The 2,245-nt window shown below is 37.6% G+C and carries 2 pseudogenes; one reads left to right on the top strand and one right to left on the bottom strand.

Annotated features, from left to right (window positions below):
• Positions 1–109 precede the first annotated feature (109 nt).
• A pseudogene (locus tag FC15_RS02735) lies at positions 110–535 on the top strand (transposase); the annotation flags it as partial.
• 202 nt (positions 536–737) lie between these two features.
• Here FC15_RS02735 and uxaC read toward each other — a convergent pair.
• Positions 738–2,156, bottom strand: a pseudogene (gene uxaC / locus FC15_RS02730) (glucuronate isomerase).
• Positions 2,157–2,245 lie beyond the last annotated feature (89 nt).

The raw sequence follows: 2,245 nt of genomic DNA, 5'->3' as shown, positions 1-2,245 counted from the left end.
AAGCTAGACAAAATGATACGAAGAAGTCTTCTTGTTATTTACACAAACTTCTTGACGCTACCATATTATATGTACGAAGGCATTTCATTTACACAAGATTCTTGACGCTACCCATGAACAGTTAGATTTTGAGCAATTTCGTAAATGGACTTATTTCCCTTACTGGGTTACTGCTAAGGATATTGTAGATCGGTTGTTAAATCTTGATCCCGTCCTTAAGCAAACTTATGATGTCTTAAATAAACTTCAGACAGCTCTTCGGCACAAAGATTGGAATAATTACAATGCAGCCTTTTGGAACACCGAAGGTTGTTCTGAAGAAATGCTTAGTACTCTTAAAATGCTTCAAACTCATCATGATGAAATCCATAATACCTTCATTACGCAACACTCAAATGGACCTTTAGAAGGATTAAATAATAAAATCAAGGCTATTAAAAGAACTAGTTTTGGCTATCGAAGTTTTTTTGAATTTAGAATTAGAGTACTTTATGTCTTCCACGTACATGCTAAAAAAGCTCTAATCACCAAGTGATTAGGACTTTCAAATTTTAACTCACCAACAACAGTTGACGAAGAGCCATAACTTCTTGGTGAAGTTTGGGTAGCTATTAAGCGACAATCAATGTCGACTGTCTTAAACGGTTCTGCTATGGAAGTCCTATTACAATAGGACTTCTTTTTACACACTCATTATAACATGATGATTTTGGCTGGTGTAAAATTTCCGTGGTTAATTATTGAAAAAAGCCAAAATAATCGTGCGCATTATTGTAACTGATATCTTGAACAATCTTGCCAAGTTGCTCTAAATCATCAGGGACACGGCCCTGAGTAGCAAGATGACCAAGATAATTACAAAGAACACGTCGGAAATATTCGTGGCGTGGATAAGATAAGAAGCTACGCGAATCTGTCAGCATACCAACAAAATTAGGTAATAAACTTTGTTGTGCAAAAGTCCGTAGTTGTTCTGTCATACCTTCTGCCGTATCATTAAACCACCAAGCAGCACCTAATTGTAACCGCTGGGCGCTACGCCCTTGAAATGACTGCATTGTTGTTGCTAATGCTAGCCAATCATTTGGATTAAGTGAATATAAAATCGTTTTAGGCACAACTTGTTTTGCACACATAGCTGTATATAAATGTTGAATTTGCGTGACCATATCCGGTTGCGCTCCCATTGAGTCAAAGCCGGTATCTGCACCGATTTTTTCAAATAATGGTGTGTTCAAATTACGAGCTGAATTCAAGTGGAATTGCATCGTCCAATCAAATTCATCATTTAATTTCATCAAAGCTTCAATCAGCATGGTTACATATTGATTCTGCTCTAAAGCGGTTAGTGGTGTATTGGCAATTCCTTTTTGAATAATGGCATCCAATTGTGCTTCACTTGCCGGTACAAACGTGAATGTCTCTAATGAGTGATCAGAAAGTGAGCCGCCCATTTGACTAAAAAACTCAAAACGTTGGCGCAAAGCGGCAGTTAAGTCAGCGAAGCCATGAATTACTACACCAGAAACCTTACTTAGTTGCTCAAGATACGCACCATACGTTGTCCGTGAGATCTGTAAAGCTTGATCGGGACGCATAGCTGGCAAAACTTTAAATCCATCAGTCTGTTCATCTTGCTTGAGCAACTGATGATAATGTAGTTCTGAAGCAGGGTCATCAGTCGTACAAACCACCTTAACATTGGCATTCTTAATCAGCGCTCGCGGTTTAAAGTCAGCGGTTTGTAATAAAGCATTGGTTTTTTCCTAAATCTTAGGTGCACTTTTCTCCGTTAATAGGTCGTCAATCCCAAAAAAGCGTCGTAGTTCAAGATGTGTCCATTCATATAATGGGTTACCTACTGATTTCTCAATTGTTTTTGCCCAAGCAACAAATTTATCATAATCATCACCGTCACCAGTAATCAGGTCTTCATCAACACCATTAGCACGCATCAAGCGCCACTTGTAATGATCGCCATAAGTACCCTCATTTAACCAAATTCGTGTGATATTTTTGAAATTTCGGTTTTCATAAATCTCTTCAGGATTCAAGTGACAATGAAAATCAATAATTGGCATCTTTTGTGCATACTTATGAAACAACTGCTGTGCAATTGGTGTCTCTAACAAGAAATCTTGATCTAAAAAAGCCATTTTCATTACTTCCTTATTTAAAATTTTAAGTTCGCCGGATTTAAAATTGAAGTGCAACACCTAAATGACTAGACCAAAAAGGCCATGAA

It is taken from the genome of Lapidilactobacillus concavus DSM 17758 (assembly GCF_001435835.1).
GTDB classification, from domain to species: domain Bacteria; phylum Bacillota; class Bacilli; order Lactobacillales; family Lactobacillaceae; genus Lapidilactobacillus; species Lapidilactobacillus concavus.
Note: the sequence above shows the minus strand (reverse complement) of the source record. Positions and strands in the feature narration are given on the sequence as shown.